17 protein-coding genes and 1 other RNA gene are annotated in these 23,788 nt (G+C 45.7%); 4 read left to right on the top strand and 14 right to left on the bottom strand.

Annotated features, from left to right (window positions below; genetic code table 11):
* Window positions 1-520: 520 nt before the first annotated feature.
* Both QUB51_RS19885 and QUB51_RS19880 read right to left on the bottom strand, forming a co-directional pair.
* Window positions 521-2,026, bottom strand: coding sequence for a cryptochrome/photolyase family protein (locus QUB51_RS19885; RefSeq protein ID WP_333051415.1), 1,506 nt, complete (start codon window positions 2,024-2,026; stop codon window positions 521-523).
* A gap of 89 nt (window positions 2,027-2,115) precedes the next feature.
* Window positions 2,116-2,775, bottom strand: a complete 660-nt coding sequence (locus tag QUB51_RS19880) for a class I SAM-dependent methyltransferase (protein ID WP_333262425.1) — start codon at window positions 2,773-2,775, stop codon at window positions 2,116-2,118.
* Window positions 2,776-2,937: 162 nt separating this feature from the next.
* Between QUB51_RS19880 and QUB51_RS19875 the strand changes: the two genes are divergently transcribed.
* Both QUB51_RS19875 and QUB51_RS19870 read left to right on the top strand, forming a co-directional pair.
* Window positions 2,938-3,204, top strand: coding sequence for a hypothetical protein (locus tag QUB51_RS19875; RefSeq protein ID WP_333233718.1), 267 nt, complete (start codon window positions 2,938-2,940; stop codon window positions 3,202-3,204).
* A gap of 235 nt (window positions 3,205-3,439) precedes the next feature.
* Complete coding sequence (locus QUB51_RS19870) at window positions 3,440-5,485, top strand: ATP-binding protein (protein ID WP_333210956.1); 2,046 nt, start codon at window positions 3,440-3,442, stop codon at window positions 5,483-5,485.
* Between the two features lie 31 nt (window positions 5,486-5,516).
* Here the strand turns inward: QUB51_RS19870 and QUB51_RS19865 are convergent, their stop codons facing one another.
* From QUB51_RS19865 to QUB51_RS19840, 6 genes are all read right to left on the bottom strand, one after another.
* On the bottom strand, window positions 5,517-6,722 hold the full coding sequence (locus tag QUB51_RS19865; protein WP_333051409.1) for a Gfo/Idh/MocA family oxidoreductase: 1,206 nt from the start codon (window positions 6,720-6,722) through the stop codon (window positions 5,517-5,519).
* A 322-nt stretch (window positions 6,723-7,044) separates the two neighbouring features.
* Entirely contained in the window at window positions 7,045-7,752 is a 708-nt protein-coding gene (gene rnc, locus QUB51_RS19860) for a ribonuclease III (protein ID WP_333051407.1), read from the bottom strand.
* Between the two features lie 295 nt (window positions 7,753-8,047).
* Window positions 8,048-8,481, bottom strand: an RNA gene (gene rnpB, locus QUB51_RS19855) — RNase P RNA component class A.
* Window positions 8,482-9,053: 572 nt separating this feature from the next.
* The gene (corA, locus tag QUB51_RS19850; RefSeq protein ID WP_333051405.1) at window positions 9,054-10,238 is read right to left on the bottom strand and encodes a magnesium/cobalt transporter CorA; all 1,185 of its coding nucleotides are present in this window, start codon (window positions 10,236-10,238) and stop codon (window positions 9,054-9,056) included.
* Between the two features lie 76 nt (window positions 10,239-10,314).
* Window positions 10,315-14,550 carry a PAS domain S-box protein gene (locus tag QUB51_RS19845; RefSeq protein ID WP_333051404.1) on the bottom strand — a complete coding sequence of 1,412 codons (4,236 nt, stop codon included), beginning with the start codon at window positions 14,548-14,550 and terminating at the stop codon, window positions 10,315-10,317.
* A gap of 703 nt (window positions 14,551-15,253) precedes the next feature.
* Complete coding sequence (locus QUB51_RS19840; RefSeq protein WP_333233720.1) at window positions 15,254-15,391, bottom strand: hypothetical protein; 138 nt, start codon at window positions 15,389-15,391, stop codon at window positions 15,254-15,256.
* A gap of 34 nt (window positions 15,392-15,425) precedes the next feature.
* On the opposite strand from QUB51_RS19840, the gene hemG reads away from it, so the two are divergent.
* Window positions 15,426-16,913: a protoporphyrinogen oxidase gene (gene hemG, locus QUB51_RS19835; protein WP_333262421.1), complete on the top strand. Its 1,488-nt coding sequence runs from the start codon at window positions 15,426-15,428 to the stop codon at window positions 16,911-16,913.
* A gap of 118 nt (window positions 16,914-17,031) precedes the next feature.
* Here hemG and QUB51_RS19830 read toward each other — a convergent pair whose 3' ends face one another.
* The 5 genes from QUB51_RS19830 to QUB51_RS19810 form a co-directional block, all read right to left on the bottom strand.
* Window positions 17,032-17,724 carry a response regulator transcription factor gene (locus QUB51_RS19830; RefSeq protein WP_333051401.1) on the bottom strand — a complete coding sequence of 231 codons (693 nt, stop codon included), beginning with the start codon at window positions 17,722-17,724 and terminating at the stop codon, window positions 17,032-17,034.
* A 105-nt stretch (window positions 17,725-17,829) separates the two neighbouring features.
* A complete protein-coding gene (locus QUB51_RS19825; RefSeq protein WP_333051400.1) occupies window positions 17,830-20,100 on the bottom strand; it encodes a hypothetical protein in 2,271 nt (756 codons plus the stop codon).
* Between the two features lie 563 nt (window positions 20,101-20,663).
* Window positions 20,664-20,831, bottom strand: coding sequence for a photosystem II assembly protein Psb34 (psb34, locus tag QUB51_RS19820; protein ID WP_106333461.1), 168 nt, complete (start codon window positions 20,829-20,831; stop codon window positions 20,664-20,666).
* A gap of 69 nt (window positions 20,832-20,900) precedes the next feature.
* Entirely contained in the window at window positions 20,901-21,707 is an 807-nt protein-coding gene (locus tag QUB51_RS19815; RefSeq protein WP_333051818.1) for a thiazole synthase, read from the bottom strand.
* Between the two features lie 208 nt (window positions 21,708-21,915).
* Complete coding sequence (locus QUB51_RS19810; protein WP_333051398.1) at window positions 21,916-22,425, bottom strand: CdiA C-terminal domain-containing protein; 510 nt, start codon at window positions 22,423-22,425, stop codon at window positions 21,916-21,918.
* A 45-nt stretch (window positions 22,426-22,470) separates the two neighbouring features.
* Between QUB51_RS19810 and QUB51_RS19805 the strand changes: the two genes are divergently transcribed.
* Complete coding sequence (locus QUB51_RS19805; RefSeq protein ID WP_333051397.1) at window positions 22,471-23,172, top strand: Crp/Fnr family transcriptional regulator; 702 nt, start codon at window positions 22,471-22,473, stop codon at window positions 23,170-23,172.
* Window positions 23,173-23,404: 232 nt separating this feature from the next.
* Here QUB51_RS19805 and QUB51_RS19800 read toward each other — a convergent pair whose 3' ends face one another.
* Window positions 23,405-23,740, bottom strand: coding sequence for a cupin domain-containing protein (locus QUB51_RS19800; RefSeq protein WP_333051396.1), 336 nt, complete (start codon window positions 23,738-23,740; stop codon window positions 23,405-23,407).
* Window positions 23,741-23,788 lie beyond the last annotated feature (48 nt).

The following is a 23,788-nucleotide window of genomic DNA, read 5'->3' as shown; positions in this document are numbered from 1 at the left end:
TCGGCCGGATACAGGTGCAGGCACAGCCGAAATCAGAGCGCTTTTTTTTAGGTCGGTCGCATCATTGTGCGCTATGGGGGGGTGGGTTTGTCAATGTTGCGAAATATTACAAAGTCCTTTAGATAAAAAAAAGGTTTACCAAATAATCAGCTTTTCAGGGATTTTTTTGTTACATATCTTTATGTGTTGGGGGGTTTATGAGGAATTAGCCAGCAAGTTAAGGAAATCCCCAATTCCGCAGCAAGATGCTACCGTGCCGTTAATTTCTGTGGAAAACTTTGTCGGATCTGTGGAAAACCTCAGACTTGCCTGTGGAAACGCTGTGGAATGTTTAGGGAAAAGTCAGGGAAAAAATAAGAATTGCAAAGGGCATGGGGCATGAGGCATGGGGCATGGGGCATGGGGCATTGTTGACTGTTGACTGTTGACTGTTGACTGTTGATTAATGTTATTGGTTATTTGTTATTAGCCACTGCAAAGGATTAACCACTGACAACTGACAACTGACAACTGACAACAGTCAACTGACTAAGTGCCACTCTGCTGCTTTTTGGCGGATGGTTGCCAATTCTGCCGGCGGCATTTTGTCGAGATTGGCTAAGATAAAGCTCATGCGACCGATCGACTGAAGTTTGTCCCGGTGGCGCGCTAGGAAATCCCAGTAGAAGAAGTTGAAGGGACAGGCGTTTTCGCCCGATCGCACAGTGCGATCGAATTTGCACCCCCGACAATAATCGCTCATTTTATTGATGTAATTGGCAGAAGCAGCATAGGGCTTCGAGGCCAACACACCGCCGTCAGCAAACAAACCCATGCCCAGCACATTAGTCTGCATTACCCAGTCGTAGGCATCCACAAACGCACTGTGGAACCATTTTTCTAGCTCCTGGGGCGAGATTCCCGCAATTAGACCAAAATTGCTCAAAATCATCAACCGCTGGATATGGTGCGCGTAACCGCTGCCTTCGACTTGAGTTAAAACTTGGCGCAAACAGTTCATATCTGTTTTACTAGCGTCCCAAAAAAACTCCGGCAGCGGCTGAGTGTGGTTGAACCAATTCTTTTCAAAATAATCAGCATCCACGTAAAAATACACACCGCGAATGTATTCTCGCCAGCCCAGAATTTGGCGGATAAAACCTTCGACGCCGTTTAAATTTAAGTTTTTTTCGAGGTAGGCTGTTTCGGCGGCTTGAATAACTTCTAAAGGATGAAGTAATCCAATATTGAGATACGGAGAAATTAGGGAATGCCACATTGTTTCCTCCCCCGTTACCATCGCGTCTTGATAAGGGCCAAAAGCGGGGAGACACTGTTGGATGAAATTATCTAATACTTGCAGTGCTTGCTCTCGTGTAACCGCCCAGCGAAAAGGTTCAATGTTTCCGTAAGTTGGGAAAGATAGAGATTTAACTTGTGCGATAACTTCTTGAGTTATGGCGTCCGGTTCAAACCAGAGAGGTTTCGGGGTATCCAGTTTTCCTTTGGGTGGCTGACGATTTTCTTTGTCAAAATTCCACTTCCCTCCCACAGGTTTATTGCTGCTATCCATTAAAACTTGAAAACGCTGGCGGCTGGCTCGATAGAAGTCTTCCATTAACAAACGTTTGCGGCTTGAAGCCCAATCTTTGAATTCTGTTTGTGTCCAGAGGAATTGATTGTTGGGAATTATGGTTATTGGACAGGGGAGTTGCAAGTTTTGAACGAGCTGTAAAAAAGGTCGATCGTTCGGAGCCATTACCCGCACTTCGGTGATGTTGTGAGCTTGTATCCAAGCTTTGAGAGGTGCTTCAAAGTCCTCCGATTTTGTGTAAGTAACTTGCCATCCACTGCCGCGCAATTCTTTAGCGAAGTGCCGCATGGCCGACCAAATTAATACTAATTTTTGTTGGTGGTAGCGCCGCTGTTGAACGTGCTGCCAAGATTCAATTAAAATTATCGGTAGGGAGGGTTTATCATCTGTGCGGTTGAGAGCAGCTTGGTTCTCCCACAGTTGATCGCCTAATATCCAAACGCCAACAGTCATTTTACTTGTTTTTTAGTGAAACTTATTTTTTACTTTTTATGATGCCTGGTGGTCTAGTCAAGAAACTTAATTTATTGACAACTCACAACTCATAAGTTTTCAGGACAACCTGAAAACTTACTAGAGCATAACATTGATTTCCAAAGATAGGGACACCGACCAGCAAATTTAAATTTTATGTCCGTGTATCCTTCAGATGTTAATAACTTGGTCAGCGTATCTACTGAAAAAAATTTAATGTGACCGTTATCCCAAAGCACGGTAAAATGTTGATCTAGTTTGCCAGAAATCGCTAAGACTAGATTTTTAAAATAGCCGTGATATGGTGTGGAAATAATTAATCTTCCTCCCGGATTGAGGCATCTTTTTGCAGTTTTTGCTAGTTCTTTAGGATAAAGCAAGTGTTCGATTACTTCAATAGCTAAGACAACATCAAATGAGTTCAAAATATCGGTATCTGGAAGGTCGTAAATATCTGCTTCGATAAACTGACAATCGGGGAAACTTTGACGGGAGATGGCAATTCCGGCCGCTGAAGTGTCAACGCCGACAACTTCGCAGCCGTGCTCTGCGATAACGTGACTGAGGCTGCCATTGCCGCAGCCGAGATCCAAAACTCGGAGTTTTGTCTTGCTGGTATGCTGAAGTGTCGCCAGCATTTCTAAAAGGGGAGATATCAAATATGCGTGATGATATCTCGGACGGTTGTTTGTGTAATAATACGTATAATTGGTAAAGTTTTTTTTCATCGATTAAGCTATGGAGATTATTGCCGAGACCGCGAATTTACCGAGCGTGGGTCCACTGTTTGGGCCAAGGTTCCCCACATTACGGTTGTCAGAGTCGATCGGCAGCTCGATCGTCTCATTCTTTTTGTTTGACAGGTGAATTATTTTCACTGAATCAATCGGATGGCAAAACAAATCTTTGACAGGGTGCCAAATCTCACATCGCCCATCTCTGGCCAACCTCTCGAAGGCATTGGGAAAGAAAAAGTCCGATCGAACAAGAATGATCTCTGTACACTAGCCGGAAACCGAACTTTTTGCCTGTTAATTGGGGGCGAGTGCATCTATGCGATTCTAGCTTCAAGCAACGGCGGTATGTCCACCCGACGCTTTTTGCAGCCTGAAAAAATGGCACCTGGGCGATTGGATGCCAGTCGTTCCGAGAATTGAGAAGGGAAGTGTGACCGAAATCACAGGCATTTGCGAAACAAATTGCTGAGCATCTTTGGCCCCACACACTTAGAATCGAGATTATTACAGTGGCTTCTATAATTGTGTTTAAATGTTGTTCGGAAGCTGTGTTGTCCAGTCAGCAGAGCCCCCTAGACAGATTCATGCTTTCGGTCTGGTTTATTTCACTTTAATGGTCGCTGTTGGGTGTTGCACCTTAATTTAGATATTTCCTATGGTTAAGTTAGGTCAATCCTCCTTTCGCCGTATTTTACTGTCGCGGATTTTGTTGCTCAGCGTACCTGTTCTACTGGTGGGGGAGTATGTTACCTATCGCAAGGCACGCTCGACGCTTCTGGAAACTGCTCGTCAAAACTTGACAGAAAGTGCAGTCAGAAAAGCAGACACTATTGAACAGTGGGCGAAATCGCTGAAGTCGAATCTGATCGGCGCTTCGGAAAGCTCGATGTTGCAGTCGGTAGATCCGAAGGATTATCAAAAGTTTATTGCCCAATTAGGGCAGCGGTTGCCAGCGCAGGTTGATTGCTTGCAATTGACTAATTTAAAGACAAATCAAGTGATAGCAAGCACTTGCGGGCAGCAGCCGATTCAGTCGTTGCCGGCAAAATTTTGGCCGCCCGTACAGCAGCAGCAAACGCTGCTGGACGACAAGAGCGTTTACATCAGTCTGTCCTTACCTCCGCAGCGACAGGGGACAGCAAACGATCAGAATGTGACTTTGGGGGCTGAGGATTTTCCCGATGCGGGTAAAGAAGGCCGCGATAGCCAAGCGAGTTTGGTGTTGAGCGCTCCTGTTTACATTCGTCGGGGCAATACCCTGCAGTTGAGTTATGCTTTGAGTTTGCAGTCGGCCTTGCCTGTCCAAACCAGCGCTCCCAAGGGTTCTTTAGCTGGCTATACGGTGGCGATCGACCAAGATGGGACGATTTTGGCGCACCCGAATATCAATCGCGTGGGCCGCAATATTGACCAAGAGGCAGATGCCGCTCGACTAAAAAGTATTGTCAGAAGGGCGATCGCCGGCGGAACAGCTTTTCTCCACCTATTTTCCTTTGAAAGAAATGGTGTAGAGTTGCTAGCAGGATACGCCGCTATCCCGAGTCCTTCAACTACACAGGAGAACAGCAAGTGGATTATTTTAGCTGTCTCTCGTTTAGATTACGCTCTGTCGGGTTTGGAAGAAATTCAGCAAGTTTTATTTAATTTAATTGTAGGTTTGGTTGCTGCTAGTATCATCGCCACTTTATATCTGTCTCGCGACTTGGCGCGTCCTGTGGAAAAACTGAGAGACTACGCGATGAAAGTAGATACAGAAGCGTCGCAGACAGTGCCCCAAGATTTCCAAATTAGGGAATTCAATCAACTATCAGAAGCACTCAACAGCATGGTGCAGCGCCTTAGATCCTGGGCAAAAGAATTGGAAGTCGCCACCAAAGAAGCGCAAGTTGCCAATCAATTAAAAAATGAATTTTTGGGGAATATTTCTCACGAATTGAGAACGCCGCTCAACGGAATTATTGGTTTTATTCAAATTGTGCGGGACGGCTACTGCGATGACCGAGATGAAGAAATGGAATTTTTACAGCGGGCCCACGACTCGTCAATGCAATTGCTCAATATTATTAATGATATTTTGGACATTGCTAAAATAGAATCCGGCACGTTCTCCATGATGTTAGAAGTAGTTGATATTACTCAGGTACTTGAAGACGCGATTGATTTGCAAGCGAGTCCAATCGAGGAAAAAGGCTTGAAGTTAAGTTTGCCAGCTCCTCACGATCCGATTATTGTTCATGCCGATCCGGAGAAGCTAAAACAGGTGTTTTTAAATGTTTTGAGCAATGCGGTTAAGTTTACAGAGTCGGGCAGCATTAATATATCTGTGCGACTAGAGTCGAGAACTAATTCTGGTAGTTTTAACGGCAGTGCTGAAAGTACGACGGGCCCCAGCGGTCAAAGCGATTGGGTGGTGGTGACAATTAAAGATACGGGAATTGGTATCGATCCCGAGCACCAGCAGAAATTGTTTCAACCTTTTGTGATGGCTGATGGTTCTACAACTCGCAAGTTTGGCGGTAACGGTTTGGGCTTGGCTATCTCGCGAAGGATAATGGAATCTATGAGCGGAAGCATTACCCTGCACAGCGCGGGCGTGAATCAAGGTACTACGGTGATGATTTCTTTGCCTGTCAATCAGCAGTCAAGTTTTTATTTTCACAGCCCCGACTTAGTAACGGAAAAGGGAAGTTTTAAAAATTGAGGAGTGATGTTCCCCATCTAAAATCTCAAATCTAAAATGGTATTAGGGGCTGTCCGCCGAGTTCGAGGGATTTGCTCAAAGTGCTGAGAATGCGGATTAATTCGACGGAGGCGGTGCCCGAAGAGGTAAGACAGGGGGTATTTGTTTGCACGGAATTGAGGAAGCGATCGCACACTCGCCTCAGCGGTTCTACTTGTTCTAAACTCAACACTTCGCGGTGTCTGAGGCTCTTTGGCTGCGGCGCGATCGCACTTTCAAAAGAGTTATTCTCTTCGCCTCCCCAATCTGGATTCCCACGCTGCACAATCAGGGGAGTTTCTGGCGACATTTCGTCAAAAATCAAGGTTCCCAAACTGCCAACAACTGTTAAGCGCCGTTGTTTGTCGGGATTTAGCCAGCACAGGTGAATAAATGCTTGAAATCCGTCGGGATAGGTGAGCGTTACCCAAACTAAATCTGCTAGTTTTTCTGCAGGATTAGTAGTCAGCAGTGAAGGAGAAAATTGATTTTCAATTTCTGCTGCTTCTTGATTTATTCCTTCTTCCCTATTTCTTCTTCCTTCTTCCTTCTTTTTGACATCCATTACATCCGTTACATCCGTTACATCCGTTACAGAATCCGTTGCCGAACTTCCCTCTTCCTTCGGAAAAACAGTGCCGATCGCCCTTACTTCAATTGGCGTTTGTTCCAACCAAGTATTGAAAATAGCGATATCGTGAATAGCCAAGTCCCAAAGGGCATCAACGTCATGGCGCACCGGTTCAAAATGGGTGCGCTGGGCGTAACCGTAGCGCAATTTTCCAAGTTGATGCTGTTGAATAATTCTTTGGCCTCGATCGACTGCTGGATGAAACAGATAAGTGTGGTCAACGAAGAGTTGCCGCTGTTGTTTTTCGGCTAATTGACAGAGTTCTATTGCTTCAGTCAGGTTGAGGGCGAGGGGTTTTTCTGCTAAGACGTGGTAGCCTTGTTTCAGCGCTGCGGCTGCGAGGGTGTAGTGTGTGGAAGCTGGAGTGGCGATCGCCACAGCTTGCAGTCCCGGCAAGGCTTGCACTTGAGACCAATCGGTAGCTAGAATCACCGAGGCATCAAGATTAAACTGTTTTTGAACGGCAGCCAATGAATCTCGATTCGGGTCTACCACCGCTAAAACTTGGCTGTTGGGATGTTCGAGAAAGTTGCGAATTAGGTTAACTCCCCAGCGGCCTGCACCCAATACAGCTATTCCGATTTTCATTAATTATAAGTTCAAAAATCGCACAGCAATTTTAGCATATTTTGTTATTATTATCTATGTTTTAACTCAAAAAAATCACTGTTGACTGTTGACTGTTTGCAGTAGTTATTGGTTATTGGTTATTGGTTATTGGTATCAGCTAAGGAATGAGAATTAAATAACTTCCACTCTTGAAAGTGGGATGGGCGGGACGCCCATCCTTTTTGGACGGGCTATAAGAGCCCATCCCACAATAACAATTAAAATTGTAAGTTATTTAATTCGCGCTCCTAACAAATAACCAATAACTGATAACACCAGTCAACAGTCAACAGTCAACTGACTACTCACTACCAACTAATTTATTGAAAGCTGCCTGAGCCGCTGCTTGTTCGGCCGCTTTGATCGATCGACCTTTTCCCTCTGCTACCAACTTTCCCTGAATGAGAACTTCTGCGGTAAAACGATCCTCTCCGCCCTGCACTGTCCCAGTTTCTTGCACGCTATATTTAGGCAAAGTTTTGTATTTGCCTTGAGTCAACTCTTGGAGAGCAGCTTTGTAGTTTTGGCGAGCCGGATCGCTGCGGATTTCCGCCGCTAAGCGTTGAAAGTGAGAATCTAGCCAAGGGCGAATTAATTCTAAGCTTTGGGTACTCAAATAAAGCGCAGCCAGTACCGCTTCCAAAGCATCGGCCAGCCGGGGCTCAGCGCCTGTTTTGTCTGCAGCGGCGCTGCTGGAAACAATTAAATAGCGATCGAACCCGTAACTTTCAGCGATTTTAGCAAGAATGCGATCGCTCACCAAGATCGATCGAATCGCAGCAAATTCTCCCACTGTACAGTCAGGATAAATCTCAAACAACAATTCCGACGCAGCCAGCCGCACTACTGCATCCCCGACAAACTCTAGTTGCTCGTAATTCGCCTTAGCTGACGCGCTCGCATGAGTCAAAGCTAAATCGACGAGATGCCATTTTATCGAAGCATTCTTCGTCAGTCCCAATTTTTCAATTAATGTTTCAAGTTGCTTTTGGCGACCCGGATAAATCATACCATTTTAGATTTTAGATTTTAGATTTTAGATTTTAGATTTTAGAAGTGGGAATCACGGATGACTATCCGGGTTTGGAGCTTTTCAAAAGTTGCATTATTTTTTTTAACAGGTATCAGATTCATATTAATAAAAAAAATTTAGTTGAAAGACTAAATATTCCTCCGGGTGCTTATGGTGCACCTTACCCAAAATCTTCCTCCGGGTGTGCAGTGCACACCTTTCCCAACATAAAACAGGTCGAAAAGATTTGTTGACCTGATTCCCAAGCGGTAGTTTTAATTAAATGGGGGGAGGAAAAAGTCGGACATAAGCCGGGTTCTGTTCTCTCAACTGCAAGCAGTTTTCGAGGGCAGTTATCTATCTGGGACGCCTGTTACCAGACGCCTCAAGCGGTACCAAAAAACGGAACTGGTAAAAAACCAACCATAGTCCCTCCGACCTTGCTCCCAACTGGGGTTTACCGAGCCAGCACCTCTCGATGCTGCTGGTGCGCTCTTACCGCACCTTTGCACCCTTACCAAATTAGTTGTTGCTTCCCAGTCAAAAATCCTCAGTTACTTACTAATGGCCAATGACTGCTGACTAATGACTAATTGGCGGTATCTTTCTGTGGCACTATCCTCACGATCGCTCGCACTGGGCGTTACCCAGCAAGTTTGGTTTTTCGGGAGCCCGGACTTTCCTCAGACAAGCTTTCGCTAATCCGCAACCGCCTGCGCCTACTTTTTCCCCAGATTTATTGTACGCGATCGTTCGTCAATCTATTTGGGATTTGAGATTGAATATTTTAAATTGTCGCCCACTTAACTTGGACATTTGTGTTTACTCTCACATCTGGCACTATTGTCAATAAGCTTTTTATGAACAGGCTTTCCGGCCTGTTCCACAAGAGATGAATTTTATTGTGGAACAGGCCGGAAAGCCTGTTCTTGACAATGGTGCAACATTTGTGTTTATTCAAACTCTTGTACGGTGGGCCCGAAAGCCCGCCCAACAATTACAGCATATTCCAGGTTTGTGAAGTACACCTCAGAAACCGGGTTTCTTTACAGTTCTAGCCTTTAAACTGATTCTGTTCAAGAAACCCGGTTTCTCTGTACTACACATATATGGAATATGCTGTAAATTTCCCTGCAACTCCCTTAAAATCACTCACGGATGAATCAGGGGGCACAAAAGTTGGCAATTATCATCCAAGGATTTATCGCACGGATTCAACTAGGGGCAGGAAACCTTTTCACCTAACAGGATTTTGAATTCTTCAATCTTTAATACCCAATCTCAAATCTTCAATTCGGTTACTTTAATGAGTCATCTTTGATAGTAGAAAAATTATCAAACCAGCCGCGGCGCCAGAAAAAGTAAACTAAACCAGATGCGATTCCTACCATAACAGCCCAACACAGCGGATAGCCAAAATACCAATTCAGCTCCGGCATATTCAAGGGCGATTTCTCTGTATTGAAATTCATCCCGTATACTCCCGCCACAAAAGTTAGAGGAATAAATATACTCGAAATTACCGTCAGCAATTTCATGATTTCATTCATTTTATTACCAACCGAAGACAAGTAAACATCCATCAAACCAGAAGACAACTCTCGATAGGTTTCCACCATATCCATCACCTGCACCGTGTGATCGTAACAGTCCCGCAGGTAAATTCGCACCTCTGGACTAATCAAATCACTACTATCTCGAATCAAAACATTAATTGCATCCCGCTGCGGCCAAATGGCGCGGCGCAGCGTCAGCAATTCTCGCCGGATTTTATAGATTTTTTCCAGGGTTTTGCGGGTGGGGTTCACCACCACTTCATCCTCTAATTCTTCAATGCGCTCTCCGTAAACTTCTAATACAGGGAAGAATCCATCTATAATCGAATCTAACAGAGTATAAGCCAGATAATCTGCGCCGTGTTTGCGAATCATTCCTTGTCCTTTACGAATGCGATCGCGCACTGGTTCAAAACAATCATAGTCCGGTTCTTCCTGAACAGTTAGCAGGTAATGCTTGCCCAAAATAAAACTTACTTGTTCTTTATGAAAAGTATCTGATTCTGGATGCAGCATCACCATCCAAGCAATGATTAAAAGATGTTCTTCATAGTCTACTACTTTCGGTCGCTGGGGAACATTAACTACATCTTCCTGAGCCATTACGTGCAAATTAAATACTTCGGCCATTTGCCGCCAAGTTTCTTTGTTTCCTAATCCCAACATATCAACCCAAGAAACAGATGCTGTATCTAAATACGCAGCCGCTTTTTGAGGATTTGCCAAGTGGGCGCGAGTAGCTGCTGTGTCGCAATAGTCAATTAATACAATCTCCGGAGGCGGCGCATCGGGTTCTAAGTCGAGAGTTCCCGGCGGAGCCCCCTGATCGTCATAAAAATAGTCAACATAGGAATCATCATCATTATCTTCTTCTTCTTTAATTTGTTTGGCAACGGCACTAGAAGTATGTATGTTTTTGTATACCATGCTAATATTCCTGACTTTTAGAACCTTTAATTAGATTATCATTTTTCTGGTGCAACTACCAATTACCAATGACTAATTACCTCTGCCGAATTGGAATCTCGATCGCAAATTCAGTTCCCTCTCCAGGCGCGGAAATGCAATGCAGCGTCCCTCCGTGTCTTTCCACCACAATCTGATAGGAGATAGACAGTCCCAAACCTGTACCTTTGCCTACTGGTTTAGTAGTAAAAAACGGGTCAAATACCCGACACTTAACAGGCTCTGCCATGCCATACCCGTTATCTGAAATTACGATCGCCACCCGATTGTTCTCCAGCAACTCCGTGCGAATCCGAATCCACGGCAATGCCGCGCAACTTAAAGGTAAACTAGGAAAATCTTGCCGCTCCTCTTCCGAATAACTAGACAATTCCAACTTCCGCTGCCTGACATCTGCTAAAGCATCAACAGCATTATTTAAAATATTCATAAACACTTGATTTAACTGTCCCACGTAGCACTGTATCTGCGGCAGTTTCCCATATTCTTTAACTATTTGAATAGGACGATTTCTGCCATTTTCTTTAATCTTGTGTTGCAAAATCAACAGAGCACTGTCTATTCCTTCGTGAATATTAACACGCTTAAGATCGGATTCTTCCAGGCGCGAAAAGTTACGCAAAGACAGAACTATTTGGCGAATTCTATCTGCTCCGGTTTGAATTGAGCTCAGCAGGTGCGGGAAATCCTCTTTCATGAATTCCAGTTCTATTTCTTCTGCCAATTCTTGGATAACCGCCACAGGTTCCGGGTAGTGTGCTTGGTACAAACTGCACAGTTGCAGCAAGTTTTTGGCATACTCACTAGCGTAAGTGATATTACCGTAAATAAAACTAACAGGATTATTGATTTCGTGAGCAATTCCCGCCACTAGCTGTCCCAAACCAGACATTTTTTCCGCTTGAATTAGTTGAGCTTGAGTCCGGCCTAATTGTTTCAATGTTTGCTCTAGCTGGCGATTTTTATGTTTTAATTGAGCTTCGGCTTGTTTGCGCTTGGTAATATTGCGAGCTAGAATAATAATCTGATCTGAATTAAACGGCAACAGTCGGGCTTCATAAGTTGTTTCTCCTTCCGACATGGAAAGCGAATATTCTATATCGATGGAATTTCTTGTTTCGGAAACTTCAAAGATTGCTTGGGTAAATTGGCAGGCGACATTGTGTGGCAATATGTCTGTCATTCGTTGACCAATAAAATGTTCGGGAGGCACGTATAAAACCGAGGAAGTTCCTGACAAATAATCCACGATTTTACCGTCAGCATCTAGTCGAAAATACAAATCAGGTAAAGCGCGAAAAACAGCTTCTAACTCTAAAGTTTTTTGGCGCAATGCTTCCTCTGCGTAGTACCGATCGCTAATATCAAAAATCACCCCGTCCAAATAGCAAACGTTTCCCTCTGCGTCGAACACAGGAGAACCCTTATCCCAAACCCATTTAACCGTGCCGTCTGCTGCGAGCAAGCGGTATTCCAAGTTATAAGACTCTTTGTTTTCTATGCCTTGCCGAATAGTTTCTTCTACTTTTGCCAAATCTTCCGGGTAAATAATACTAGCAAAAGTCCGGCTTCTCCTGTCCAAAACCCAAATAAAATCTGCCGCATGGTAGCCAGTTAATAAGTAAACGGCATCGCTAATAAAATTAGTCGAAAAATCGCACTTCCAGCGATAAACCACTCCGGGAATATTAGCTACCAAAGACCTAAATCTTGATTCACTTCTACGCAAAGCTGCTTCCGATTCATGTCTTTCTGTAATATCGTGAGCGAAAGCTAGCACTGCAAATACATTGCCTTCAGCGTCGCGCAGGGGAAGTTTTTGGGTGTCCAAAATATGTACTGAACCGTCTGCAACAGTAGCCATATCGCAGGGATTGTGGATAATTTCGCCTGCCAGTACAGCAGAGTCGTCTGTGCGGAATCCTCGGATATTTTTGGCAGAATTTCCAAACACTAGCTCTACTGAAAACCCTAAGTCTAAATCAGATTTGCTAAGGATTTCTTCGACTGTTTTACCAATCGATCGAGCGAAACTATTGTTGACCAAAATATAGCAAAAATTTTTGTCTTTGGCAAAAATCCAGTCGCTGGTTTTGTCTATAACTGTACGCAGGAATTGTTCGGAACGTTCGGTTTTTTCCAAAGCTACCTGCAGTTCTAGTTCTAGGCGCTTGCGAGCAGTAATGTTTTCAAAAGCAACACCGACGCAGTTGTTGGGTAATGGAAAAGCTTTAATAGAAAAAGCGCGAGTTATTCGACCCCCTTCATCGCAGTCAATATCTTCAAGTTCTACGGCTTTCTGGGTGCGAATTACCGAAGCAAATGCTTGGGGAATGTTTTTCGATCGCAGGTGGGGAAAAATCTCGTCGATTGTCATTCCCAAAACATCAGCCATTTCTAATCCGGTAAATAGGGTAGCTGCAGGATTGGAGGCGATCGCCCTGAGAGTGCTATCATCGTCTATATTTTCTAAATGGTAGACGTACAAACCAATTTGCATATTCTCCACAATTTGGTCGTAGAGGCGCACGCTTTCGTCTACCTGCCTGCGTTCGGTAATATCTTCAGTAATCCCCAAAACGTACTGAGGACGGCCTGCGGCGTCGAGAATTGGCACTTTGCGGGTGTGCAGTATTCTCATACCTTTGTGGCGAGTTTGGATCGGCTCTTCGGCTATGTCTTTAACATTAGATTGGTTGCGATCGCCTGTCAATATTTCCCTGTCTTGAGCAGTAAAAACATCAGCTTGTTCTTTGGGGTAAATATCGTAGTCATTTTTGCCGATCGCCTCATCAGAGGTAACACCTGCGATCGTTTCTCCCGCTTTATTCCACAGCACAAATTTCAGCGAAGAAGCATCTTTAGCAAAAACTCCCACCGGCAGATTTTCTACTACGGAATTGAGGAACCCTCTCGCTGATTGTAATTCAGCTTCGGCACGCTTGCGTTCGATGCCTAAAGCGATGACATCAGCAACCGATGCTAAAGTTTCCTGAAAAGGTGCACTCAGCGGCTGGCGGCTGATAATTACCATGACTCCCACCAGCCGTTCTTCGACTATCAAAGGGTAGCCGGCGAAGGTTATAATTTGGTTGGGAATTTGGCAATTTGTCGGCTTTTGACTGGTGTTGATAATGGCTACTTCGGACTTTTGCGCCTCTGTTGCTTTCGGGGATTCTTCCTCTGGGAGTCCAAAATTGTTCAGTTCAAATCCGCAGTCAAACTCTGGTTTTTGCTGTTTGGCGATCGAGTTAACCTTACTTTCAATAAAGCTAGCGCGATCGTCTGTGCGGCTGTATATTCCCGATACTGCTTGCAATTGGCAAACATTATGTTGAGTGTTGAAAGTCCAAATTTCCGCCGAAGTGACATCGAGATTTCGCACCAGTGCCTCGCAGCATGGAAGCAGGATATCTTGAGGGTGTCTGGTGAGGGCAATACCCACATCGGCTACCATTGCTGTGAGGCGAGAAGCTTGGGCTTTTTCTGCTTCCAACCGTTTGCGATCGGTGATATCTTCCACCAAAGAAAGCACAGTAAAAGTGTCGCCGCTGCGAATAATCGAGTTGAACCAGCGACACCAAATTACCTGTCCGCTTTTAGTATAGTTGCGGTTAATTGAAGTATTGCCGTTGCCAGTGGCTAGTTCAAGCTCGATCGCGCTTACAGTCTCTCTATCTTCCTCGCAAACCAAATCTAAATCGCCGAACTGCTTGCCCATCATATCATCGGATGTCCAGCCAAAGATTTCTTCGGCGCGTTTCGACCATTGAACTATCCGAAAATCTTCATCCCAGCCTACCATTGCCAGGGGACTGTTAGCTGCATTCAACCACAGTAAATGGTTCGATCGGCGCAACTGTTGAGTTTTCTGCTGCTGCCAGCGGTAATGCCTGGTGATATCTCTACCGACGCCCAAAACCCGCATCTGCTTGCTAGAGGCATCCACCGCTGGCGTGTAAGCAGTTTCGTAAATTTTAATCCCGCCGTCTGCCGTCGTCACCTCATGAATTGCCAGCCGTTTTTCCCCGGTAATAAATACTTGTTGCAGGCAAGAATCAATCTGCGAGATTATATTTTTAACAGCAGCATTATTGGGATATAATTTTAATAATTCCTGATTAGTTTTGTTGACTATTTCAGCCGGATCCAATCCCATCCAAGCAGCAGCGACTGGATTTATCGATAGGTACTTTTGCTGTCGATCGCACTCTAGGAAAGCATCAACAGAGTTAGAGAAAAAAGACTGAAACGAGTTGATAACTTCCTGCATGGGTATTTTTTCATGAGAAAAGCTTAGTATTATGGAAACCTCGTGTCTTTAGGCTCATATGTTGCACCATTTTCAATAAGCTTTTATGAGCGGGCAGGATGCCAAACCCACAAGAAATTAAATCTTTGTGGAACAAGCCGGAAAGCCTGTTAAGCGAGAATGGTGCAAGATGTGAGTAGACCGATCGAGGTAGCACTCATCAGGCAGTTTTAACCGCCTTGAATATTGATTATTACTACACAGGGCTACTTGGTCACTTGGTACTTTTGCGATCTACTTTCCACGGAACAATTACCGTTTCAAATATTTCACCCGCTATCTCATAGCAGCTTGAGCTACACCCATATTTTTGATAACCTAATCAGTTAAGACGATAGCTGGTCAACTATGTCTTTTGATTAGGGCATAAAGCCCCATCTCTTCCGAGCGGGGTGCTGACTTGCTTAAGCTCTCCAATTTTCCTAAAGTTAGTTTAACCCAGTCAAATCTTTTTGGACACTGTACTGCTGCGTTTCCCGGTGCAATTTTCGGCGCTGTTCCCTATAATACAAAAATTTTAAACAAATAGTATTTTTGGGAATATAGCTTAATTAAAGCAGATGCTCTTTTTTTAAAGCAGACCCAGCGGATACAAAAGCGAGATGGAGAGACGGGGAGACGGGGAGACGGGCAGAGGTTAATCCACAACCTGCGAGAAAAATGCTTAAGAAATGCCCGACAGCTTACCGATTCCCAATTCCCAATTCCCGATTCCCAATTCCCGATTCCCAATTCCCAATTCGCTAATCTGAAAGCGGTTTGGCAGTACGCGAGGCAAAGAACGCAAGCCGTGCAAAGCCATGTAACATAAAGATTGCGATATTTTTCTATGTAATATGGAACTATTAGATACCTTGATTGTGGGTGCAGGTATTAGCGGTTTGAGTTTGGCGCACGCACTTCACAAGGAAGCAACGAGTCCATCCTCGCTGAAGATTTTAGTCGCTGAGAGTCAGGGACGTGTGGGCGGGAACATCACCACTGTGACAGCGGGGGGGTTTCTCTGGGAGGAGGGCCCGAACAGTTTTTCGCCGACGCCAGAATTGATGAAGTTGGCTGTGGATGTGGGATTGAAGCAGGAGTTGATTTTTGCCGATCGCAAATTGCCTCGTTTTGTGTATTGGCAAAAAAAGCTGCAACCGGTGCCGATGACTCCACCGGCGATGATTCAGTCTCAGTTACTGAGTTTTCCGGGGAAACTGCGGGCGTTGTTCGGGGCTTTGGGGTTTGTCGCGCCGGCAATGGGCGCTGGACTTTCGCAGCAGGGTAACGAGGAAACTGTTTCTCAATTTTTCCGCCGTCATCTGGGGACGGAAGTGATGCAGCGGTTGGTGGAACCTTTTGTTTCTGGGGTTTATGCGGGCGATCCGCAACAACTTAGCGCAGCGGCGGCTTTTGGCCGGGTAGCAAAGATGGCCGATCTGGGTGGCGGGCTGGTGGCGGGGGCGCTGCTTTCTGCTAGGAAAAGACCCCCCCAACCCCCCCTTACCAAGGGGGGGCTAAAGACTGTTGCAGACCCGAATGTGCCGTCTACTAGGCCGGGGGAGTTGGGTTCGTTTAAACAGGGGTTGAAGGCTTTGCCAGAGGCGATCGCTGCTGAATTGGGCGATCGACTGAAACTCAACTGGCATCTGACTCGCCTCGATCGTACAGAACGCGAAACTTACATTGCTGTATTCTCGACGCCCGACGGACAGCAGGAAGTTGAGGCGCGTACCGTGGTTTTGACCACGCCGGCTTATGTTACAGCCGATTTGTTGCAGCCTCTGCAACCAGAAGTTAGCACTGCTTTACAAGCTTTTACTTATCCTACGGTTGCCTGCGTTGTCTTAGCATATCCGCACTCAGATGTCAAGAGTAAATTAGTAGGTTTTGGAAATTTAATTCCGAGGGGGCAGGGAATTCGCACTCTGGGGACGATTTGGACATCAAGTTTATTTGCCGATCGCACGCCTGCAGGCTGGCACACTCTCACCAGTTTCATCGGCGGGGCAACAGACTCGGAAATTGGCAATCTCGACTCAGAAGAAATCGTTCGGGAGGTGCACCGAGATTTGTCTCGGATTTTGCTGAAACCAGATGTGCCACAGCCAAAAGTTTTAGCGGTGAATGTGTGGAAGCGGGCGATTCCTCAGTACAATTTGGGGCATTTCGATCGCCTGCAACAAATCGATGAGGGCTTAAAATCTTTGCCGGGGGTGTATTTGTGCAGTAACTACGTTGGCGGCGTGGCTTTGGGAGATTGCGTGCGAAGGGGTTTTGAGCGTGCACGAGAAGTGGGCGAGTATTTGCAGAAAAAACAATCAGATACTCGATCGATCTGAATTCTTGTGTGGGGAGGGCGGGTTTACAAATATCGAGGATGTGAATCAGAGATATTGGTGAACCCGCCCCTATACTGCCTTCTGCCTGGTGTGCCGACGGACGTGCCGGCGAATGCTACTAGGTTGTTGGCTCAAACTTGTAACCCACCCCCCTGACGGTTTGAATCATCGGCATTTGATTGGGATCTAGTTCAATTTTGCGGCGAATTTGACCGATATGAACATCCACCACGCGATCGGCTCCTACATACTCGTAGTCCCACACTTCATGCAGCAATTCCGATCGCCTCCACACGCGACCGGGTTTGCTAGCCAAACAGTACAGCAGGTCGAATTCTAAAGCAGTCAAAGCAACTATCTGGCTGCCGAGAATTACCTCGCGGCGAACCGGATCTATTAGTAGCTCTCCAAAAGTAAGACTTTGTTGTTCCGCGGGAGTAACAATGCGTTTACGCTTCAAAATTGCTGCAACGCGAGCTCCAATCTCTACAAGACTAAAAGGTTTAGTAATGTAGTCGTCAGCACCTTCGGCAAACCCTTTCATTTTGTCAGCTTCATCGGTTCGGGCAGTCAGCATCAACACAAACACGCCCGTGCGTCTTTGCATTTCTTGACACAGTTTATAGCCAGTTGTATCAGGTAAATTTACATCTAGAACTACTAAGTCAGGATTGAGTTGCTCAAATAATTCCAGACCAGTCTGACCGTCCTCGCCAGACTCAACTTGATAACCTTGCTGGCTCAAAAAACGGTGAATTAAATTTCGGATTGCCGGGTCGTCATCAACCACAAGAATTTTTACAGGGGCCATGACCACAAGTTTGCTTGAAGAATTAGGCAAGAATATTCAGCCATAATAATAGAAAACTGGATACAAATCTCGAAAAAATTGAGCTTTTAATAGTTATAGCCATATTTATAACCTACGCAAGATTTCGGGCAATAAATCTCCGGGAACTTTGGATAAGGCTAAATTTTGGCCTGGCAGCCCACATTCACTATAGAAAGCTCTAATCGTTTTGACAATATAGCTCAATGCTGTTTGCCGGGAATCAGCAGCTTGGGAGTTTGCCGTGGCTTGCAGGTTGAGTTTATCCCCATATATTAACCCTTTGTCATTGAGATATTGTCCCCATTCGGCGCACACTTGCAACTGGTGGTGCAGTGCTGCTTCTAGATGGCTTGTCTGTGCGACTTTGTTAGTGGCGAAATCTGGGTCGGTGGCTAGTTGATAGTGGGCTAGTCCGAGATTGTTGCGGGCGGCCAAGGCGTCAAAGGTGAGTTGGGTTCGATCGAGCTTTCCGGCGATATCCAAGGCGGCTTCGTAGGCGGTAATCGCCTGCTGCAATGATTCCGTCCGCGCCTGTTTCTGCTGAAACTGGTTCGCCAAATGCCAATAAGCGGTACCGAGATTGTTGTAGGTGGCTGCTGCTGCTGCGGGTACTAATTCTCTGGTGCGGTATTTCAAGGCTTCGCGGTAGGCGGAAATCGCCCTGACTAGCAGGGGTTCTGAGGGTTGGTGCTGGGCGAGGTTCCAGCAGGCGGTACCGAGGTTGTTTTGCACTCCGGCATAGTTGAGGGGTTCTCGTTCGGGACTGTAACAGGAGAGGGCTTGGGTGTAAGCTGCGATCGCACTTTTGAGATATACGATCGGCTCACCATCTTGAGCTAAATTCCAGTATGCTGTCGCCAAATTATTCTGAGCTGCAGCGTACTGCTGGGGCTCCACGGCGGGATCGAGATCCAGCAGCGCTTGTTGGTAAGCTGCAACTGCGTGCTGCAAGTTCTCTGTCTTGTCTCGATAGCGAGCTAAATCTGCCGAGGCGATTCCCAAATTTTTGTTTAATCTAACGCGGGTTTGGGGTACGGTTTCGGCATCTGTTCGGTTCAAACCTTCAAGGTAGAGGGCGATGCTGCGTTCAAGGCTGGATACTGGATCTGAGGCGTTATGCTGCGTGCGATCGCGCGATAGCATCCAGTAGAGAGTGCCGAGATCGTTGAGCAGATCGGAAATTGGCGGTAGGCTGTGGGACTCCTGGGCGTACTGAGTTAAATTTTGTGTCAATTGGGCAATCAGCCGCGCGCATTCCTCAGTTAGTGGTTGATTTTGCTGCGACTTGCTGTCAACTTCGAGATACGCAATCACTTGTTCGATCGCACCAATGGCGATGGTCAGGTTTTGCTCTGAAATGTCTCCGCCCAGAATGCGATCGCGGTAGTAATTTCCCAAACCGTGATAAGCCAAAGCTAATGCTTCACAACAACACTGATGTTCTTGCAGCAGTTCGATGTATTGCAGGGTTTGCAGCGGCAGAAAATTCTCCTCTGATGCGGGATTATTTTCGGCTGCCAAATCCTCAGAAGCTGCTGCTAAAACCAAATCTGCCAGTTGGACGGATTTAGAATCTGGCGCTGGAGACGGGGGATAGGAAATTGGGGATTGTTCCTCATCTGCCAGTTGGACGGATTTAGAATCAGGGGCTGGAGACGGGGGATAGGAAATTGGGAATTGTTCGTCGGGAATTGGGGATTGTCCAGACAAAGAAGATATTAAAAGTTTGTTGCCAAAGTCTCCGCTGTCGCGCAGGTTTCGCAAGTCTCCTGAGTTTCCGAAGTCCTCAAAGTGCCCGAAGTCTTCCTTAGCTGGAGTTGGTTCGCCTTCAAACTCAAATACTCCGGTTCGCCAGTGCCAAAATTCTGGGGCCGATTGCTCGATCGAACTCAGCCAGGGGCGCGACACCCACAGCAACAGAGTAGACTCGCACATTTGCAGGTTTGCTTCGATGTCTCTCAAATAGCTCAGGAACGACCACTGCACGGCTGCTGACTGCCTTGTCAGGTGTTCTGCCCCGATAATTTGAAATCCCGGCAAAGGGCTGTAGCTGCCCCTGTTTTGGGGCGGTGGGTGTTGAGTCAGCCACGCGGCGATCGAACCCCAAGGATTTGGATCGCTCAAGTCGAGTTCCAAGCTGACAAATCGGGGGTAGTCGATCGGGGAGCGAGGATCGGAGCCTGCGCTCTCTGCGGCTAATTCTGTCTGCAAGCGGGCTGCCAGACAGTCTCGCAAGCACAAGTCGTCGCAGGCGGCAATAAAAATTTGACGGCGTAAATTGAGGTCGATCGCCTGTTTCAAGCGTTGGTAGATCAGCTTGTTCGAGCTAGAAACTTTTTGGGAAGGAATAGACATCAGGATCAGCCGATTTTAGATTTTAGATTTTAGATTTTGGATTGTAGATTTTAGATTGTAGAGTTGAAAGTTGAAATCTCGATCGCTCATAACTCACAACTTGCGCCCCAAAGGCAGTCAATCGATTTTAGATTTTAGATTTTAGATTTTAGATTGAAGCCTTGACTTGCGCGAGATAAATACGTTCGGCAAGTTTCTCGGATACAGGTTTTTTATTTCTGGACGGATGAATCACGTGGCGGGTATCCTGGATGCGGGAATTGTCAATCGCACCGGTGATGACTAAAGGATTGTAGATTTTCAATTGGCAATTTTATGTGAGTGACGAACCCGTGTTAGTATTTGCAACCCAAGTCCCTGAACCCAACAGCAGAGAGGAAAACACCAAATTTATGCTGGTCTTATTTAGCTTTCGGGCTCGCTCGGCACGCTTCAGGATTGTCGCAACTACCTGCTTTGTATTGAAACACAAAAACCATGTTTCCTTGGGAAAGGAAAACATGGTTTCTCGAAGGATTATTTAAAATTGCGATTTGAAGCAGCTTTGAGTCTCAGGCCAGTTTTCAGACGGAGGCAGCCACGTACACCAAACCGGCGACTAACATGGCTGCTGCAATACCCATGATGATGTAGTTGCGTTGCTGATTTTTGTTGGGAGGTACGGCTTCATACACCTTCGGCTCTTTAGCAAAGTTGTTCAGGCGTCCATCGTCATCTTTGATGTAAGGCATCAGTCACAATCCTTAATATTTTTGATGCTTACAACTCTACCAAAAAAGCGCCCAGGAAAATTCAGGAATTTATTTGGATGTGACGGTGCCTGTTTGGGGGGAAGAGGCGATCGCGTAATCTTTGATCGGCATTCTGCCTGCTAAGTACGCCATCCGCCCCGCTTCTGCTGCCATGGACATTGCTTTTGCCATTGCCGGGGAATTTTGGGCATTGGCGATCGCCGAATTAATCAACAGTGCATCTGCTCCCATTTCCATTGCTCGCGCCGCTTCGCTGGGGGTTCCGATACCCGCATCGACTACCACAGGAACCTTCACCGTGTCAATAATTATTTGAATGTTGGCCGCATTGTTGATCCCTTGCCCGGAACCGATGGGCGAACCTAAAGGCATGACTGTCGCACAACCGACTTCTTCTAGGCGTTTTGCCAGCAGGGGATCGGCATTGATGTAGGGCAAAACGGCAAAACCTTCTTTGACTAATTGTTCTGCAGCTTCCAAAGTGCCGATCGGATCGGGCAGCAAATATTTAGCATCGGGAATCACTTCTAATTTGACAAAATTATTGTCTTCTTGCCCTAAAAGTTTCGCCATTTCCCGCCCTAAACGAGCTACTCTAATCGCCTCATCCGCAGTTTGACAACCGGCAGTATTTGGCAGCATCCAGATTTTAGTCCAATCGAGAGCCTCTGCCAATCCTTCATGCCCCGGAGCATTTGTTTGCACTCGCCGCACAGCTACAGTCACAATTTCGCACCTGCTAGCGTTGACACTTTGCTGCATTTCTGCGATGCTGCGATATTTTCCCGTCCCCGTCATCAAACGAGAATGAAAAGTTTTGCCGGCAATAATTAGAGGTTTGTCTAAAGATGGCATTTCTGTATCTACTGGATAGCCAAAAATGCTGTACTCAAGTGCCTCTTCCCAGTTTTTTCTGCCTCCCAGCATTGCTTCAAGCTGCCAACCTTCTTTATTTGTCAGCTCATCGCGGGTAACTGCATAAAGAATTTGCCCAACAGTTATCAATTTGGCATCTCGCGGCATATTATTTTTTAATCCTCTTTGTATAATTTCTTCAAACTCATTAAAAACGTCTTCCATTTTCCCATTCCTCCCTAGTAATTTCTTGAGATTCTTCGCTATTGAATACTAATATAATGCTCTGAATCCGTTGTGTGTCGTCCCAATAAAAAGCTTTTCTGATGCCGTCGTTTACCTTCCAAAACTCGTAACTCTTTCGGTTTACGTGAAAAATAACCGTTACTGCACCTTGTTTTTTTGCTCTACTGATGCCTTCTTGCACTCGGTCTCTGATGTTTTGAGTCTGTTCTGTCAACTCCTTAAATTCGCAAATCTCACCGTCTATCTCAGCATCTGGCGTTCTGACACCCTCTGCTGCTTGCTCGCTCAACATTCTAACTCTCTTCCCTATTTTAGCCAAAACTTCAGCAATAAAGATTTCCGAATTATTAAGATTATGTTGTTGGTGAATTAGCACAAATCCGCCAGCTATCTCATCAAAATAATATCGCCGATATTCTGGTTCTGCATTTTCGTAGATGGCTCTGCTTGTTTCGATATATTCTGAATTCACCGTTATTATACTGTAAATAGACTCCGAGCGGGTAGAGTTAAAAGTATGAAATCAACTGTTGAGCAACTGGCTAAAATTGGAATATTTACCAGCTTAAACCAAACTGAATTAGAGCGATTGCAAGAACATACAGCAATTCGCACTTACCGACAGGGAGAAGTTGTGATGTATGAGGGCGATCGCATCCCCGAAAAATTATACACTCTTTTGAGCGGTTCTCTACGGGTTGCAAAAACAGCGACGGCGGGCAAAGAAACAATTCTCCGCACTTTGTTTCAGGGAGATATTTTTGCTGCACCTGCTTTGCTAGGCAACGGCATTGCCCCCGCAACGGTGACTGCAGAAACTGATGTGCAAGTTCTTACCACAGAACGGGAATTTTTGCTAGCAGCTATTCGGGAAAATCCTGAGATTGCTTTGCGAATATTGGCGGTTTTTAATCAGCGGTTGCAGCAACTGCACGAGACTGTGCACGGGTTGGTGTCGGAAAGGGCGATCGTGCGACTAGCCCGATTTATTCATTACTTTGGCGTCGAGCAAGGTACGAAGCTTGCTGATAATAGTGTATGTTTAGAAAAACGTTTTCCCTACTATCAAATCGCTCGCAGCATTGGAATTACCTACGAAGAATGCGTGCGGTTATTTAAGAAACTCAAGCCGTTTGTCTCCTACAGTCGAGGCGGTAAAATTATTGTATTGGATTGGGAAAAATTGGAGGATACCGCCTCTGGAGAAGAAATAGACTAAATGTTAAAATCCCAATTCTTGTAGTGCGGGTTTCACAAACAATATTTGACTGCAACTCACTATCTACATAAACCCGCCCCCGACAATCTGTGAATCGGGCGGGTTTATGAGATTATTGATTTTAGGCAATTATGGTTGGTAAAACCCGCCCCTACTGTGAATCGGGGCGGGTTGATGAGATTATTGATTTTAGGCAAGTATAAAACCCGCCCCCCAAGCAATATTGCAGAAATTAATGAGCCTCGGAAAGTGTCAAAATAAACGCCAAATTTTCTTCGGCTTTCAAAGCGTGAAGAGCTTTACCGGGCATGAAGACAAATACCCCCGGTTCCAAAACAATATCCTTGCCTTCAAGAGTCAAAATACCCTTTCCTTCGATGACATTAACTGTGGCATTCCTTGCCGAAGAGTGTTCCGAAATTTCCGTTCCTGCAGCCAGACAAAATAAACTGTACTGACAATTTTTGTCTTTGACTAAAATTTTGTTAAGCACTCCGGCGGCGGGATATTCAATTGCGTCTCGGAGTTGGATTGCTGAAGATTGTAGCGGTAAAAGAGTAGTAGTCATAGTTTTTGACAATTAATTAATTTGGTCACAAGTCTCGAATTTATCAGT

Origin of the sequence: Microcoleus sp. AT8-A3 (assembly GCF_036705675.1) — a bacterium.
Lineage (GTDB): Bacteria > Cyanobacteriota > Cyanobacteriia > Cyanobacteriales > Microcoleaceae > Microcoleus.
This window is presented reverse-complemented; position numbering and strand designations above follow the sequence as displayed.